General features: G+C 50.6%; 14 protein-coding genes. All 14 read left to right on the top strand.

The window, feature by feature from the left end; translation table 11 throughout:
• Positions 1-68: 68 nt before the first annotated feature.
• Entirely contained in the window at positions 69-1,127 is a 1,059-nt protein-coding gene (locus QZN42_RS06040; RefSeq protein ID WP_296955323.1) for an ADP-ribosylglycohydrolase family protein, read from the top strand.
• 130 nt (positions 1,128-1,257) lie between these two features.
• Positions 1,258-1,704, top strand: a complete 447-nt coding sequence (locus QZN42_RS06035) for a MarR family winged helix-turn-helix transcriptional regulator (RefSeq protein ID WP_296955320.1) — start codon at positions 1,258-1,260, stop codon at positions 1,702-1,704.
• A gap of 308 nt (positions 1,705-2,012) precedes the next feature.
• Positions 2,013-4,418 carry a phosphoenolpyruvate synthase gene (gene ppsA / locus QZN42_RS06030; protein ID WP_296955359.1) on the top strand — a complete coding sequence of 802 codons (2,406 nt, stop codon included), beginning with the start codon at positions 2,013-2,015 and terminating at the stop codon, positions 4,416-4,418.
• Between the two features lie 125 nt (positions 4,419-4,543).
• Positions 4,544-5,179, top strand: coding sequence for a helix-turn-helix transcriptional regulator (locus tag QZN42_RS06025; RefSeq protein ID WP_296955317.1), 636 nt, complete (start codon positions 4,544-4,546; stop codon positions 5,177-5,179).
• 12 nt (positions 5,180-5,191) lie between these two features.
• On the top strand, positions 5,192-6,019 hold the full coding sequence (locus QZN42_RS06020; RefSeq protein WP_296955314.1) for a pyruvate, water dikinase regulatory protein: 828 nt from the start codon (positions 5,192-5,194) through the stop codon (positions 6,017-6,019).
• A gap of 383 nt (positions 6,020-6,402) precedes the next feature.
• Positions 6,403-7,431 (top strand): deoxyguanosinetriphosphate triphosphohydrolase, encoded by a 1,029-nt coding sequence (locus QZN42_RS06015; protein ID WP_296955312.1) that lies wholly within the window; start codon positions 6,403-6,405, stop codon positions 7,429-7,431.
• 274 nt (positions 7,432-7,705) lie between these two features.
• Entirely contained in the window at positions 7,706-9,643 is a 1,938-nt protein-coding gene (gene lonC, locus QZN42_RS06010) for a Lon family ATP-dependent protease (protein ID WP_296955309.1), read from the top strand.
• A 517-nt stretch (positions 9,644-10,160) separates the two neighbouring features.
• The gene (locus QZN42_RS06005; RefSeq protein WP_296955306.1) at positions 10,161-11,501 is read left to right on the top strand and encodes a hemolysin family protein; all 1,341 of its coding nucleotides are present in this window, start codon (positions 10,161-10,163) and stop codon (positions 11,499-11,501) included.
• Between the two features lies 1 nt (position 11,502).
• A complete protein-coding gene (locus tag QZN42_RS06000; protein ID WP_296955303.1) occupies positions 11,503-12,024 on the top strand; it encodes a hypothetical protein in 522 nt (173 codons plus the stop codon).
• 241 nt (positions 12,025-12,265) lie between these two features.
• Positions 12,266-13,069: a uridine phosphorylase gene (gene udp, locus QZN42_RS05995; RefSeq protein WP_296955300.1), complete on the top strand. Its 804-nt coding sequence runs from the start codon at positions 12,266-12,268 to the stop codon at positions 13,067-13,069.
• 365 nt (positions 13,070-13,434) lie between these two features.
• Positions 13,435-13,698, top strand: coding sequence for a hypothetical protein (locus QZN42_RS05990; RefSeq protein ID WP_296955298.1), 264 nt, complete (start codon positions 13,435-13,437; stop codon positions 13,696-13,698).
• 63 nt (positions 13,699-13,761) lie between these two features.
• Positions 13,762-14,445 (top strand): Pr6Pr family membrane protein, encoded by a 684-nt coding sequence (locus QZN42_RS05985; RefSeq protein ID WP_296955296.1) that lies wholly within the window; start codon positions 13,762-13,764, stop codon positions 14,443-14,445.
• A gap of 351 nt (positions 14,446-14,796) precedes the next feature.
• Positions 14,797-15,651, top strand: coding sequence for a hypothetical protein (locus QZN42_RS05980; protein ID WP_296955292.1), 855 nt, complete (start codon positions 14,797-14,799; stop codon positions 15,649-15,651).
• A 727-nt stretch (positions 15,652-16,378) separates the two neighbouring features.
• Positions 16,379-16,594 (top strand): SLC13 family permease (locus tag QZN42_RS05975; protein WP_296955290.1); only part of this gene is annotated, 216 nt, incomplete at its 3' end.

Raw genomic sequence — 16,594 nt, 5'->3', positions numbered from 1 at the left:
AAACTTTTATTTTCCAATGGACCGGAAAAAGGATCATCGGTTAAAGGGAGAGCTGACAGGAGGAAAACATGGCGGACTTGGGAAAGTTTCGTGGAGCACTGCTCGGAGGTGCCTGCGGCGACGCATTGGGATATCCGCTGCAGACTTTCTCCGTCAACCGCATCCGGCACCGGTTCGGGCCTTTTGGCCTGAGGACTCTGGTGCGGGACGCCAGAAATGGACGGAAAGCGCCGGTAACGGACAATACCCAGATGGTTCTGGCGGCTGTCGATGGTATCCTGTGGGCTGATGCCAAAAAGCTGGATATGATCGACGGGCTTTACCGCGGCTTTATGCGCTGGTATTACAGCCAGACCGGAGAGGAACCGAAACGGGGGCAGAAGACCTGGATGCGCCGGCAGCCTCATGAAAGGGAATTCTGCCTGCTTCGCGAGAAGTTCATGCATGCGCGCCGGAATCCGGAGCCGGGCCTTCTTTCTGCTTTTGCCAGGGATGTGCGCGGATCGACGAAAGTGAAAGTCAATGACAGCAAAGGGGCCGGTGCCCTTTCCCGGACGGTTCCGCTGGGACTGCTTTATGCCGGGGACAGCAAGCTGGCTTTCGAAATGTCTGTGAAAGCGGCAGCCCTTTCCCATTCCAATCCCATCGCCTATTATTCCGCAGGGGCCCTGGGTGCCCTGATTGCCTGCCTGGCAGAGGGCTATACTCTGCCGAAAGCGCTGGAACGGGCGGAAGAACTTCTGGGGAAATACCACAAGACCGATCCCATCCTGACGCTTCTCTCTGCCGCAAAAGCCCAGGCCAACAACCATCCTGCCGGCAAGTCCGGTACCTGGGATCATATCGACAGCATTCATTCTCTGGGCAGCGGCTGCGAGGCCCATGAGGCTCTGGCCATTGCCATTTATGCATGCCTTGCCGTGGATGATCCTGCCGATGCGCTCATCGCTTCGGCCAATCACGGGGGAAAGAGCAACAGCACGGCTTTCGTCACCGGAGCAATCGAAGGTGTCCGGTTTGGTGAAAAGTTCATGCCTTCCTACTGGGCGGATATTCTGGAAGGCTATGAACCTATCCTCTTCATGGCAGACCGTCTTTTCTATGTATATGGAAAATACAGTAATTAAAAGATAACCGGGATTTTTGAGAGTCCCGGTTTTTTTACGTACCGTGAAAGTTCTTTGCAAGAAATTAAAATATGTGTTATTATCTTAACGGTGTGTGACTTTTCATGGTGTAAAAGATTGGGGAAATAAAATGGATAATAAACTGATTCGTGAATTTCTGCTGTCCTGCCAGGAAGCAAAGAGAATCTGCGAACTTCTTCCGCCGCTGCCGAAGCATATGAAACCGAGGCATATCCGGGTCATTGATGCCGTGCATCATCTGCATGGAAAAAATGGAGCTGTCCGGGTCAGCGACGTAGCCGAAGAAATGGGCGGGACCCTTCCCTCCATTACCAAACTGGTGAATGAACTGTGCATCATGAAATTCCTCGTCAAAACCAGGAGCCGGGAAGATAAAAGGGTATATCTTCTGGAACTGACGGAAACCGGCGAAGCCTGCTATGACAGGTATGTCACCCGTTTCCAGGGCTGGCTCTGCCGCGAGATGGATGAAATATCGGAAGAAGATGTGGAAGCTGCCGTCCGTACCATACTGGAAGTTAAGAGGATCCTTGTGAGCAACAGGAACCCCATCTGATTTTTCAGCCCCTTTACCGGGGCTTTTTTTATTGCGCTTTTTTATCTAAGGGCGGAGGAAAGGCTATATAAAATTTCCCTGCTTCCTTTAAGAGAGTATTTTTATATCACCTGAATTATCCAGTATTTCCTGTTTGGAATCGGAAATGAGGGTAAAAGGATATATTTATTTCCATAAAAGTACACACTCTTGTGGCTCTGTTTCCTTGACTTTTTATGCATAAAGGTATACTATAAATTTGCTGAAGCGAAAAAGTGTACAAGAATTTATTTCTTTATTTTCATCTTCATACCTTAAGGAGGGCTATGATGGACGCAAGAGAGAATGCTTATGTTTTATGGTTTGATGAACTTCACAGAAAGGACGTAAACCTGGTAGGCGGGAAGTCTTCTTCCCTGGGCGAACTGACCACTTCTACCGGCGTTCCCGTTCCTTACGGCTATGCGACCACCGCGCATGCATACCGTTATTTCATGGAAGCTACCGGCCAGAACAAAAAGATTCATGAACTGCTGCAGGGCCTGGACGACGTGGAAGATTCCGTAGAACTTCACGAAGTCTGCACAAAGATCCGTGAAAGCATCGTTTCCGCTGAAATGCCGGAAGACCTGGCTCAGCAGATTGGCGACGCTTATGAAGAACTGGCCAAAAAAGTGGGCGAGGAAAATCCTTATGTGGCTGTCCGTTCTTCCGCTACCGCCGAAGATCTGCCGGATGCTTCCTTTGCCGGCCAGCAGGATACTTACCTCAATATTACCGGCCGTGATATGGTCATCAGAAAAGTAAAGGAATGCTATGCTTCCACTTTCACCGACCGTGCCGTTTACTACAGAGCAAAGAAGAATTTCGACCATGAAAACGTGGCTCTTTCTGCAGCTGTCCAGATGATGGCTGACTCCAAAGTAGCCGGCGTTATGTTCACCGTGAATATTGCCAATGGTGATGATTCCTGCGTCATGATCGAAGGCTCCTGGGGCCTTGGCGAATACGTCGTTCAGGGTACCGTTACCCCGGATAACTTCATCGTCAATAAAGAAGATCTCACCATCCGTTCCCGCATCGTCAATGAAAAAGCCATCGAACTGGTTCGTAAAGAAGGCGGCGATGTAGAAGAAAGAAAAGTTCCGGAAGAAAGAGCAAAATCCCAGGCACTCACCGATGACCAGGTGGTTGAACTGGCTTCCTACGCAAAAGCTATTGAAAAACATTACGGCTGCTACATGGATATGGAATGGGCAGTCGATCACCAGGACCGCATCTGGATCCTCCAGGCTCGTCCGGAAACCGTATGGTCCAAGAAGAATAAAGAAAAGAAAGCAGGTAATGGAGAAGTGAAAATGACAACTGATCACAAAGTACTCGTTAAAGGTCTTCCGGCTTCCCCGGGAATGGCTGCAGGCAAATGCCATGTAATTACTGATCCGAAGGACATTGATGAATTCCAGGAAGGCGAAGTCCTCGTTACTACCATGACTTCCCCGGACTGGGTACCGGCTATGAAGAAGGCAGTTGCCATCGTCACTGATGCAGGCGGTATGACCTGCCACGCATCCATCGTTTCCAGAGAACTGGGTATCCCCTGCGTTGTAGGCACCAAGAGCCGCAGTGTAGAAGCAACCAAAGTCCTGAAGACCGGCCAGGATATCACCATCGACGCACAGAACGGTATCGTTTACGAAGGTATCGTAGCTGACCTTGTAAAGACCGCTGAAGCTGCTCCGGCTGCAGGCGCACCGGCTGCAGGACAGACCGTTGTAGCTGCTGAATACTTCGCACCCACCGGCACAGGCGTCCTCATGAACCTGGGCGATCCGGACCTGGCTGATAAATACGCATCTCTTCCCTGCGACGGCATCGGCCTGATGCGTGAAGAATTCATCTGGACCACCTTCATCCATGAACATCCGCTGTACCTCATCGAACAGGGCAAACCGGAAAAAGTTATCGATATGCTGGCAGAAGGCATTGCCAAAGTATGCCGTGCCCTCTCTCCGCGTCCGGTAGTACTCCGCTTCTCCGACTTCAAGTCCGGTGAATACAGAAACCTCAAGGGCGGCGACAAATTTGAACCGGTTGAACCGGCAGACCTCCTCGGCTGGAGAGGCGCTTCCCGTTACTATGATCCGAAATACACCGCTGCATTCCGCCTCGAACTGAAGGCTGTGAAGAAAGTCCGTGAAGAATTCGGCCTGAAGAACCTGAACTGCATGATTCCGTTCTGCAGAACCGTCGACGAAGCAGCAAAGGTTACCGCTATCATGAAGGAAGAAGGACTGGAAAGAGGTCCGGACTTCAAACTGTTCCTGATGGCAGAAATCCCGTCCAACATCATCCTGGCTGACAAATTCAACCAGTACGTAGATGGCTACTCCATCGGCTCCAATGATTTAACGATGCTGATCCTCGGCTGCGACAGAAACAATGATACCGTTTCCGCCCTCTTCGATGAACGCAATCTGGCTATCAAGAGAGCTGTCCGCCACCTCATCGAAACCGCACACAAAGACGGCAAGACCGTTTCCATCTGCGGCCAGGCACCGTCCGTATACCCGGACTTCACCGAATTCCTGGTAAAGAGCGGCATCGACTTCGTATCCGTCAACCCGGATATGGTCAAGGCTACCAAGAGAAATGTAGCACGCATTGAACAGAGAATCATGCTCGATGCAGCTACCGGCAGAGGACTGAAGGAAGTAGAAGACCTGAAGTGGTAATCAGGAAGCTATATGCCTCAGCTGCTCCCGTGAGTTGAACGATTCCGGCAACCGGGGCTGCGCAAGCAGTCCCGGTTTGCCTTAATTACTGGGGAAATCCCGGATACCATAAGGAAGGAGAAAAGATGCAGCTAACAAGCCGTCAGAAGGAAATAACCCGCATCGTCCGTGAAAACGGGCCTATTACGGGGGAAATGATAGCAGACCGACTGCACGTTACCAGAAGCGCCCTGCGCGGAGACCTGGCTGTCCTTCTTTCCGGAGAAGTGATTGCCGCCAGGCGAAGACTGGGTTATTACTACCTGGGCGGGGGAGAAGACCCGGCGGCCGCAGAAATCAGATCCTGCACCGCAGAAGCCTGCATGTCCAGGCCGGTCCTTGTAAATGCGGACTCCAATGCCTATGATGCAGCAGTCCTCCTTTTCACCGAGGACATTGGAACCCTCTTTGTAGGTAAAGAAGATGATGTGCTGGGGGTAGTGTCCCGCAAGGACCTGCTGAAGACCGCCATGGGCCGCGAAGATATGGCCAAGGTGCCCATTTCCATGGTCATGACTTCCCGTTCCAAGATGATCTACGCAGAGCCTGACGAAGATATGGTTTCTATTGCGCAGAAACTCATCGATTATGAAATCGACTGCCTGCCGGTAGGCGTTTTCCACAATGTAAACGGGGAAAGAAAATTCAAGCTGAAAGGTCGTATTTCCAAGACAAATATTACCCGACTCTTCCTGGAACTGGGAAAGGGCAGGGACAGATAAGGAGTGAATCCATTGACAAAGATTCCGGAAGTGTATGTAGTCTCCGATTCCCTTGGAGAAACGGCGGAAAGCGTGGCCAAGGCCACCATCAGCCAGTTCGATGAAGATATCGACATCGTCAGAGTCCCCTTCATCCGTCACGGGGAACAGGTACAGAAAGTGCTGGAAGAAGCGGCTGCCCATCATGCGGTCGTCTGCCACACCCTGGTGAGCCCGGAACTTCGCCAGACCTTTGAAAAAATCGCAAAAGAAAAGAATGTGCATTATGTGGACATTCTGGGACCCATGATGAATCTGGTAGGCACCATTTCTTCCACCAAACCGAGAATGAAACCGGGCATCATCCACAAACTGGATGAAGAATATTTCAAAAAAGTGGCGGCCATTGAATTTGCCGTGAAATACGACGATGGAAAGAACCCTGCAGGTTTTGAAAAAGCAGACGTGGTCTTAATCGGCGTATCCCGCACCTCAAAGACCCCTCTTTCCATGTACATGGCCCACAAGAAATTCAAGGTGGCCAATCTTCCCCTTGTTCCGGAAGTGCCGCTGCCGGAAGAAATCTTCCGCGTGCCTCCGTACCGCATCATCGGACTCATTATTGATCCTTACAAACTCAATACCATCAGGAGTGAACGAATGAAGGCCCTGGGCTTCTCCGGCACCGCCAACTATACGGACATCGCCCGGATTGAAGATGAACTGGCCTATGCCAAAGAAGTCATGCGCCAGCTTCACTGCCTCGTCATCGACGTATCCAACAAAGCCATCGAAGAGACAGCCAGCCGTATCATGGCCATCGTTCAGAGAAATAAAGAAGTGTATGGGGATAAATATTGAGAAATATGCTTAATCCCGGACCCGCCCTTTGGGCGGGTCCTTTTGCGTGAAAAACTTTTGGGAAGTCGTTCTTCGCTGCTCGTTCTTCGTTGTTCGTTAAGGATATGGTTCCCTGCGGGAACCAATTTTACTTAGTCGGCTGCGCCGACGGCCTTCGGCTCTCAATCCTCAGGAATGAGAATTTTTCCCTGTCTGTGTACATCCCCAATATATACTCGGCGGCGCATCAGCGCCGCCACCTTCACGAAGAACGAACAACGAATAACGAAGAACGATTTCCCCCAAATGACGTCAACCAATTTCAACGACTATGAATACAAACTCTCCTATCCATGCTAAAATATATATAACAACTATGATTTTCGATGGATAAGGAGGAAGCTATGCTGGTTCGTGAACGGAGTGAGGAAATAGAGAAGAAGCTTCTTTGCAGCCGGGCGGCGCTTGCAGTGAATGCAGAAAGGTCGAGAGCGGAAGAGAGAGATCCTCTTCGCACCGATTTCCAGCGGGACAGGGACAGGATCCTTCACTGCAATTCTTTCCGGCGGCTGAAGCACAAGACCCAGGTGTACATCGCTCCCATGGGCGACCATTACAGGACCCGCATGACCCATACCCTGGAGGTGGCCCAGATCGGGCGGACCATGGCCAGGGCCCTTCGCCTCAATGAAGATCTGGTGGAAGCCATCGCCCTTGGTCACGACCTGGGGCATACGCCTTTCGGCCATGTGGGAGAACAGGCGCTGCAGGAAGCGGCCGGTCACTTTGAACATAATGAGCAGAGTGTGCGGATTGTGGAAACGCTGGAAAAAGAGGGCGAAGGACTGAACCTGACAGAAGAAGTGAAAGATGGTATCCTTAACCACTGCGGTCATCTGCAGGCCCATACCCTGGAAGGAGCTATTATCAAGTACGCAGACCGTATCGCCTACCTGTGCCATGACTATGATGATGCTGAGAATATGGGCCTCATCGGGGAGAGCGATCTTCCCGATGACGTGCGGGCAAGGCTGGGCACCACCCATTCTTCCATGATTACTGCCATGGTCACCGATGTGGTGGACCATTCCATGCAGGATGAGAAAGATGGTATCCGCATGTGCCCGGAGGGAGACAGGATCCTTCTCAAATTCCGCTCTTTCATGTTTAAAGAAGTTTACATGTCGGAAAATCTCATCCCGGACCGCAAGCGGGGCAGCAATGTGGTGAAAATGCTTTACCATTACTATACGGAGCAGAAACCGGACGGCACGTATTACGAAGACCGTCTCCCAAAGAAACAGGTGCGCCTGGCAAAAGGAAATATACCCCGGGCAGCGCTGGACTATATTTCCGGACTCACTGATAATTTTGCCATCAATCTCTTTGAAGATATATTCGTGCCCAGGTATTGGACTTTCAAGAAAGAATAACACTAAGTGAGAAGGGAAACTGATTTTCCGATAGCTTTTGAATCGGGGTTGTCGGGGGTATCGGGATTGTCGGGAAGGATATGGTTTTCCTTCGGAAAACCAATTGATAGAGTGCGCTTCGCGCACGGGCCTCTGGCCCTGCCCATGGATTGCTGTCATTCATTTTGGCAATTCTTTCGCACGTAAAAATATAAATGGCGCGCTTCTTATATGTGCGCGCCACATTCCCTTACCCCTCGGCGCCGCAGGTGCCGTATAGAAAGGAGTCTTACATATGGAGGATGTGAAGGATCTCATTGGACGGCTTATGGACCGCGTGGACAGTGCTGTAGACAGTGCTACCGGAAGCGGAGGCTATTCCGATGGAGAACTGAAACGGCAGATCAATGCCATCTACAGTATTTACGCCAGCATTGTAGGCTCTGAGCGGATCATCGTGCAGGCCAGCCGTTTCAATGCATTGAAATATATTCATGATGAAAATCCAAGAATCCGCCTCATCGGGCTGCAGCGTCTCATCATGGAGAATAAGGATTACAGCCATACGCCGACGGATGAGGAAATTCCCCTGATTCTTGACCAGCTGGAGGACAGGCTGGCAGAAATGCTGGCCCGCCAGGCAGTGGAGCGGCAGCTGGAGGAAAAAATCGCAGACCGCCTGGAGGAACGGCATCAGGAGTATGTGAATGAGATCCGCCAGGAAATCATTGAGGAAGAAACGGAAACCACCGAATCTCCTGCGGCCAGACATAAAATGGAAAAACTGGAAGCTCTCGACAAAGTGAAGCTCACCAGTACCATCATGCAGATCGTGCGTCCCGCAAAACTCTCGGAAATCGTGGGTCAGGACCGGGCCGTTCGTGCGCTGGCCTCCCGCATCGCTTCTCCCTACCCGCAGCATCTCATCCTTTACGGTCCGCCGGGGGTGGGCAAGACCACGGCTGCCCGCCTTGTGCTGGATGAAGCAAAGAAACTTCCCTATACCGCCTTTGGCGAAAATGCGCCTTTTGTGGAATGTGACGGAACCACCCTTCGCTGGGACGAAAGGGATATCACAAATCCTCTCATCGGCTCCGTCCATGATCCGATTTACCAGGGGGCAAGGAGAGATCTGGCCGATGATGGAATTCCGGAACCGAAACCTGGCCTTGTGACCGATGCCCACGGGGGAATCCTCTTCATCGATGAAATTGGTGAACTGGACCCCATGATGCTGAATAAACTGCTGAAAGTCCTCGAAGACAAGCGGGTTTATTTCGAATCGGCCTATTATGATGAAGAAGACCCGGCAGTGCCCGATTATATCAGAAAGCTTTTCAAAGAAGGAGCGCCGGCGGATTTCATCCTCATCGGCGCGACCACCCGGCAGCCTTCGGAAATCAATCCGGCCATCCGGTCCCGCTGCGCCGAAGTTTTCTTCGAACCTCTCCAGCCGGACCATGTGGTGGAAATCGTAAACCGTGCGGCAGAGAAACTGAAAGTCACTCTCGAAGAAGGAGTGGCAGAGCTCATCAGCACCTATACCATGGAAGGCAGAAAGGCGGTCTCCCTTCTGGCCGATGCCTACGGACTTGCCGTATATGAAGCGGGGAGCGCGGAAAATGTCCGTATTTCCCTGGATCTTATGAAACGGACCGCCCAGGCCAGCCGTCTTTCGCCCTGGCTTTCCAAAGCAGCGGTTAAGGAGCCGAAAATCGGCCATATCTATGGCCTTGGAGTGGCCGGCTACTGGGGAAGCACCATTGAAATCGAAGCGGCTGCATTCCCGGCAAGGGAAAAAGGACGGGGTACCATCCGTTTCAATGATACCGCCGGTTCCATGGCCAAGGATTCCGTGGCTACGGCGGCAGCCGTGGTCAGGGGAATCGCGGGCAAGGACCTTTCCGATTATGACCTTCATGTAAATATCATCGGCGGTGGAAATATCGACGGTCCATCGGCAGGCTGCGCCATCACCTGCGCCATCCTCTCAGCGGTGGAAAAAATCCCTCTCCGCCAGGAATATGCGGTGACCGGTGAAGTCTCCCTGTCCGGGGAAGTGAAGCCGGTAGGGGGTGTGGCGGAAAAAGCCTTCGGCGCCCGTCAGGCAGGCCTCAAGGGACTCTTCGTGCCGGAAGAAAACAAGGCCGATATCGACCCGAAAACCGCAGGGGTGGAAGTGATTCCTGTGAAGACGATTGCGGAAGTGCTGGACCGGTTGCTGGTGAAATAAGTTTTTTCTTTAAGCAAACATAGAGAAATCGTCGTTCTTTCTTCGTGAAGACGGGCGATTCGAGGTTATAAGGCACCTTTCATATTTCATATAAAAATATTTTATGTGAAAATTTCAAAAATAAAAACGCTTTTTTGTACTATATGGGTAGAGCAAAGAAATTCGCGGAAAACTCCGCTGCGGCCATTCTCAGAGAAGGCGGAGGCGATGACGGAGCTCACAGAACTATATGGCGCCATGTAGAAAATCAGCCGGCAGTGAGCCGGGAGAAGGAAGCCACAGAGCGGATCATTCAGAGAGCCCCCGCCTGTGGCTTCTTGTGATGGTACGATGAGAAAGCCCTTCATTCGAAAGAGTGGAGGGCTTTTTTTGCGTCCTGCGCCGGGCCGCTCCTCTGGCGGAGGGACGAAGGGCATATTCTATCGTAATTGTTACCGGAATATCTACAAATTACAAATGTCATGATATAATAAAGCAAAATACCTGCCATGGTTCAATGCAAGGAGGAAGAACGCCCATGAGCGAAGGCCATATATGGCTTGAATTGATTGTCATCATTATCCTGGTCCTGGGGAACGCAGTCTGCTCCCTGGCGGAAATCGCCATCGTAGGGGCCCGTAAGACGAAGCTGCAGGAGATGATTGATGAAGGAAATAAGAGCGCCGTCTATGCGCTCCGTCTGGCCGAAAGGAAAGAGGAACTGTTTTCCACCATCCAGGTGGGGATCACGTCCATCGGCATCCTGACGGGTATGTTTTCCGGTGCCTCCCTTTCCGGGCCTCTGGCCGATGAGCTCGCCCTCATCCCGCCGCTTGAACCTTATGCAAAGCCCGTGGCCATGACCATCGTCATGGTGCTGGTCACCTATTTCTCCCTCATCATGGGGGAACTGGTGCCGAAGTGGATCGCCATAGCCATTCCGGAGAAAGCGGCCTGCTTCGTCGCACGGCCCATGATCCTTGTGGCCACCATCTGCAAACCGCTGGTCCTCTTTTCCACCTGGTCCACGAAAGTGGTGGTTTCCATGATGGGGATTAAAATGGGCAACGAGCAGCCTGTTTCGGAAGAGGAAATCAAGGTCCTCCTCCAGCAGGGCGCCAAGATGGGTACTTTCGATAAAGAAGAACCGGAAATCATTGACAACGTTTTCGAGCTGAACGACCGGACCGCTGCCGACTGTATGACGGCAAGGCCCCAGCTCACCTGGATTGACCTCGAAGACGATGAAAAGAAAATATGGAAGGATATTTCCGAATCCTCCCATTTCCGACTGCCTGTGGGGAGCGGGTCCCTGGATGAATTCAAGGGCCTGGCAGACGTATCGGAAGTGCTGAAGGACCAGCATGACCATCCGGGAAAAGCGCTGAAGAAATCCATCATGGATACGGTGCATACGACGATTTACATCCCGGAAACACTGATCCTCACCAAAATTCTGAAACTCTTCAAGACGAGAGGGGTGCATGAAGCTATTGTCATCGACGAATACGGCACCCTTTCCGGCCTCGTCACGCTTCATGATTTACTGGAAGAAATCGTGGGCGATATGCCCGGCGGTGAGGAAGATATCCTGGAAGAGCAGAATAAATTCATCCGGCGCAGCGATAATTCCTGGCTGGTGGAAGGACTCTGCTCCATCGATGATTTTCGTGAATATTTCCACATAGAAGACGAATTTCCCGGAGAAGCCGAAGGCTACTACAAGACGCTGGGCGGCTTCATCACCTATTCTCTGGGCTACATTCCCAAAGAAACAGAAAAGACAAAATACGGCCGGTACACCTTTGAAGTGGTGGACTGTGATAACCGCCGCATCGATAAAGTACTGGTGACCAGGGGAAAAGAAAAGGAGAAATAAAATGGATACAGAAGAAACAACGGAAAAATCACTGGGCGAGCGCATCCTTGCCCTCCGTCAGGAACTGGAGGAGAATAAAGGCTTCCTTCAGACCTACATGCTCGCTCCTTCCGACGACCTCCGTCCGGCGGAAGAAGAAAGGATTCGTGAAGTTTCCCGCCTGGCCGATGAAATGGTGGACATCCTGAATGAAATGATGGAGGAAAACAATTCCAGTGCCGTGGAAGATGTGATGAACGATGATGTGGACCTGGAATTCAAGACCCACACCCTGGGTGTGGCTGACGGTTCCGATAACATCGACGGTGACTGGAACCTGGATGAAGAGGAAATGAAGGAAATCAGCGAAGCCAGCCTGCCGGAAGCCGAAGAAATCCTGGAGAAGAAGAAACAGAAGAAAGAAAAGAAATCCTGTCATTCGAAGAAAGAAAAGAAATCAAAGAAAGATAAGAAGAATAAAAAGGATAAAAAATCCAAAAAAGAGAAAAAGGGGAAAGAGGCAGAAGAGCAGGCTGCGGATTGATTCATATGGTGTGAATCGTTCTTCGTTGTTCGTTATTCGTTCTTCGTGAAGGATATGGCTGCTTTGCAGCCAACCGTATATAACGGCCTCCGGCCACTCTTATGGATTGATGAAAAGAGCATGCTTCCGGAAGGGGCATGCTCCCTGTATTTGGAATAGAAATGGTTCAGTCTTCTTACTGCTGATGGCTAACCACTAAAAACTAAAAACTAAGCACTAAAAACTGACAAGGAGGAAAGATATGCCCAATTACGCTGCGCCCGGGGAGGTCATGTACCATACGGGACTCACGAAGGAAATGACAGATGGTGCGAAATACGCGCTGGTCCCCGGAGATCCCGGCCGGGTGGAAGGTCTGGCAAAAGCGCTGGATGAAAAAGCCGTCTATGTATGTTCTCATCGTGATTTCACCACCTGGAAGGCAAAAGTTTCCGGGGAAACGGTGCTCGTCATGTCCACCGGCATGGGCGGTCCCTGCGTCACTTTTGCGGTGGAAGAACTGGCCCGCCTGGGCGTTGCCACTTTCATCCGCGTAGGAACCACCGGCTCCATTCAGGAAGACCTGAATCTGGGAGACGTGGTCATCAATAAAGGGGCAGTCCGTGAAGACGGAGCATCGAAGGCTTATGCGCCTGTCAATTATCCGGCTATGGCCGATATGCGGGTGACCCTGGCCCTTGAGCAGGCGGCAAAGGAACTCAGGGTTCCCTTCAAGACCGGTATTTCCATTTCCACCGACTCCTTCTGGCCCGGCCAGGAGCGGTACGACAGCTTCAAAGGCTATGTGGTACGACGCCTTAAGGGAAGCCTCAATGAATACAGGGCCCTTGGCTGCACGAATTTTGAAATGGAAAACGCCACCCTTTTCACCCTGACTTCCGTCCTGGGCCTCAAAGCAGGCTCCATCTGCGGGGTCGTGGCCAAAAGGACAGACAGCGAATCCGTGGCGCCCCATGAAGTATACGAACTGGCGGAAAAACGGTTCCAGGCAGTCGTGAAACGGGCGATGGAAATGCTGATCGGGAGATTTATGGTGAGCCTCTGAGGTTTTGTTTCATATGGTGCTTGTCGTTATTCGTTGTTCGTTCCTCGTTAAGGTGCCGGCCCTGATGGGCCGGCGATTTTTTTTATGGGGAATGTGCACAGGCAGGAATAAAAGCTCATTATCAATACATGATGGCCGAAGGCCGTGCGCGAAGCGCACTATATAAAATTGGTTTTCCGGAGGAAAACCATATCCTTCACGAATCACGAAGAATGAACAACGAATCACGATTCACTACGATGGAGTTCATCGCTACTTGAACATGTTTTCATAAATTTTCACCTCCCTCTTGCTATTCCGTGAAAAATCATTTATCATAACAATGATATACTGTTATTTCGAATCATTTAAAGGAGTTTCCAATAATGAGAGCAAGAGGTCTTTTATTTGGTGTGGCTGTGGCATTTGGCGTATGGAACATCATCAACAGTGGTGTCACTGTGAGGTCTGTCGCTATTCTGGCCATGATCCTGGTGTGCCTGGCCATCAATTTCTACAATTACCAGCAGAAGAAGAAAGCCCGGGAAGAGGCGGAAAATGCAGTACGGGAAAAGGAAGAAATCCGTCAGCTTCGTGCCCAGGCAAGGCGTAAGCAGAACCACAGACAGAGAAGACATAATAAAAAATAATTCCACTCTGATTGTATTTCCGGGGCCATCGGCCCTTTTTCAGTGAATGAAATCGAGGCTTTTATGGATTATATGCCGGCTGCCCTGATGTATCGCTGGGCAGTATTCATCCTGCTGGCGGTGGGGCTCGTCCTTCTGGCAAAGCATAAAGTGCTGACGCCCTTCGTCTTCTGGTCCAGGGTGCAGTACTATACCTTTTCCACCTTCACCCTCTTCGTGGTGTGGCTGGGGGCCACCCTTTTCCGGGTGGATTTTCCCTTCCTCTACAGTGCGGACTGCCGCTACATCGTGGCAGCGAGCCTGGGGACTCTTTCCCTCATGTACCACCTTATCGTGCGGCCGGGGGCCATCCGCACCCACAAGCTGAATGATATCAGCTATGAGCATTTCTCTTTCTACAATTACATATTTCACTATTTCATCCCCATCCTCATGACGGTGGACTACATTTTCTTCGTGAACAAGACGGACATGCACTGGTACACCATGTTCACCTGGATGATTTATCCGGCTTTCTACGTGGTTTTCGTCTACTTCCGTGCCTGGGTCACCATTGTCACTCACGGGAAGTCCCATCTCTATCCCTATACTTTCATGGATCCCAATTACCATGGCATCTGGGACATCACGAAAGGCTGCCTCATCGTGGGCGCCCAGTTCTTCACAATCGGCGTTTTCGTCTACGCCGTGGGAGAAGGACTATGGCTCCTGGGCATCCCGCCGGTCTCTTGGACGTATAACGGGTAAATAAGAGTGGTAAGTGATAAGTGGTAAGTATTGGAGGCGTGCATAAATCAGGAAGCACGCCTTTTTATATGTTGATAGTGCCGCAGTTTTTCCGGATACCGGGGATGGGCTGCCTGTGTAAAATTCCCATATATTCGCGGCCATCAGGACACCACCTTCAGCCTCTGCATAGGCGACTCACTCGATTTTGCGTGTCGCTTTGCTCCTTCAAAATCGGTTCGCTGCCTAACTTATCACTTAACACTCCACACTTATCACTTTTCTTGTCTCCATCTCTATGAAATATATGCTATAATATTTCCATCGCTGTATCCGGAAATATTTCCACTGCTTTTGCTGAAGGAGTCATTCATGGCAAAGACAACTGAGACGAAAGATTTCGTCGACCATTCCATTTTCTACAAATTTTATGCCCTGCCTCTGGCGATCGGCTATATCCTCTGGCTGGCCTACATCGGCTATACGGATATTTACTACGGTCTTATGATTAACCACCATGTGCCTGTCATCGACGTAGGCATCCAGCTGGCCATCCTCTGGTGGCTGCTCGATATCACCCTGACGAAGACCACCTACCGCCTGGAAAAAGACAAGCTTTACATGATCAAGACGGGTCTCTGGACGAAGAAGGAACTGAACCTTCCCTACGAAGATATCTTCGGCGTTCACCATTTCAAGAACCAGCTGATGAAACCGGTCACCTACCGCTATACCTTCCATGAATATTCCAAGCTGGACAACCGTCCTATCTGGTCCCTGCTCTATGATATCGGCAGCGACAAGAAAGTAGGCCGTGTCCTCATGAAGGCATCGGAAGAATTCTGGAAAGAATTCGAAAAGCGCATGCCCGGCCAGATCCGTATCCCCCAGGAAGAAGTGGTCATGTTCACCTACAAAGCCATGGAAAAGAAACTCCGCGACCAGGGCTATTTCAAAGACCATCCGGAAATGTCCTTCGAAGAGGGAATCAAGCAGCTGCGCCAGAAGGGGACTGAAATGGGCGGTCGTGAAGACGAACTGACCGGCGCTGACTTCCACGGTGAAGAAGTGGAACTGGAAAACGGCACTTCCAAAGAAACCCTGGAAGCTGCCCGCCGCAGAAAAGCCATCCGGGATGATGAAACAGAAGAAAAACCGGCTGAAGGAGAAAAGAAGCCGGAAGTCCGGGAAGAATCAAAAGCTGAAGAAAAGGCTGAAAAGAAATAAAACGAAAGCACTCCGCCAGGGAGTGCTTTTTGTATGTGCTTTCCGTTTGCTTTTCCGGCGGAGCAGGCCGCAGGAACGGAAGAACCTGCTGTCTAAACACTAAGCACTATAAACTATAAACTCCCCCTCTGCTATAAACAGGAAACGGTTACCGCTATAAAAAATATAGTATACTATGCATTTAAGGCGCCTTCCCGGATGATTTTTGAAACAGTAAAACTGAAATATCCATATGACCTAAAATGCAAATGAAAAAGGAAGGAGATTTATCGTAATTACATAGTATACGATGAAATCAAGAACCACTTACATAGAATACTATGTAAGTGACGAAAAGATGCAAAGCTCTTTGCATCTTTATTTTTTTAGAGTAATTGGAAAGGGGAATAATTGGCGTCTTTTGGAAACGCAAAAGGGGTGAAAACGCCGATAAAGACTGAATTTTTGCGGTTGAAAAGGAGAGGGGTCATGCATAGAATAAACATAGATGCCTATGTATTTTCAGATACATGGATGAGAGTCCCGCCCCGGGACTGTGACGAAGGAGGATAGCCGGTTGACCAGGGGATTCAAGAATTTTCCGGTGTACGGATTCATATCGGGAATTCAGCAATTATTCTTTCAAAACTTTATATGAGTCCCAATTTCCGGAAATATTTTCCATGAACATCCGCAGTGCATCGAAACGGAGATACATGGGAAACTATTCAAAGGAAGGTGAACCTTTATGGATCCAGCCATTACTACACTGTGTGTACTGGCAGTAGCAGCATTCCTGTTTGTTACCGAACTGATCCCTCTGGCTGTAACCGCTATGGCAGCCTGCACCGCTCTCGGTATCCTCGGCGTACTTCCGTCCAAACAGGTATATGCAGGTCTTTCCAACTCCACCGTAGTACTCTTCGGTGGTATGTTCGTTATCGGCGCGGCTATGTTCAAGACC

Origin of the sequence: uncultured Dialister sp., assembly GCA_900314595.1 — a bacterium.
GTDB lineage: Bacteria > Bacillota > Negativicutes > Veillonellales > Dialisteraceae > Dialister.
The sequence above is the reverse complement of the archived record's forward strand: the minus strand, read 5'-3'. Positions and strand labels throughout refer to the sequence as shown.